This window comes from Bradyrhizobium sp. 31Argb, assembly GCF_043638955.1.
GTDB lineage: Bacteria > Pseudomonadota > Alphaproteobacteria > Rhizobiales > Xanthobacteraceae > Bradyrhizobium.
In genome coordinates, this window is record NZ_JBEGDB010000673.1 from 1 (window position 1) to 714 (window position 714).

Consider the following 714-nt stretch of genomic DNA (forward strand, 5'->3'; position numbering starts at 1 on the left):
CGAGCCATCGGGGATCAACCGGATCTACCGGCTTTATCGCGAGGAAGGGCTCACCGTCCGCAAGCGGCGGGCTCGCCGCAAGGCCGTGGGGACCCGGGCCCCGATCCTGGTCGAGGCCAAGCCAAATGCCCGCTGGTCGCTGGACTTCGTCCACGACCAGTTCGCCAATGGCCGACGCTTCCGCATCCTCAACATCGTCGACGACGTCACCAAGGAATGCCTGGGCGCCATTCCGGACACGTCGATCTCGGGGCGGCGCGTGGCCCGCGAACTGACGGCAATCGTCGAGCGGCGCGGCAAGCCAGGAATGATCGTGTCCGACCATGGCACCGAGTTCACCTGCAACGCCATGCTGGCTTGGTGCAAGGACGCAGATATCGATTGGCACTTCATCGCACCGGGAAAGCCGATGCAGAATGGCTTCGTCGAGAGTTTCAACGGCCGGATGCGCGATGAACTGCTCAACGAGACCCTGTTCTTCGATCTGGATGACACCCGCGTCAAGGTCGCGGCTTGGGTCGCCGACTACAATATCCGGCGGCCTCACTCGTCGCTGAAATACCTGACCCCCGCGGCCTATGCCGCCCACCTCACCGCAACGGACGATCGGCTGCGCAACCCCGACCAGCTCCGCCGATCGTCCGTTGCTCCACCCGCGCCACTTGGCGTACAAAACCCTGAGACTCTAACCGCTGCTGGATGAAAGTTCAGTGG

The 714-nt window shown here is 63.6% G+C and carries 1 protein-coding gene; it reads left to right on the forward strand.

Annotated features, from left to right (window positions below):
• Positions 1-703, forward strand: a 703-nt coding sequence (locus AAFX91_RS42215; RefSeq protein ID WP_394570415.1) for an IS3 family transposase, incomplete at its 5' end; no start/stop codon positions are given.
• Positions 704-714 lie beyond the last annotated feature (11 nt).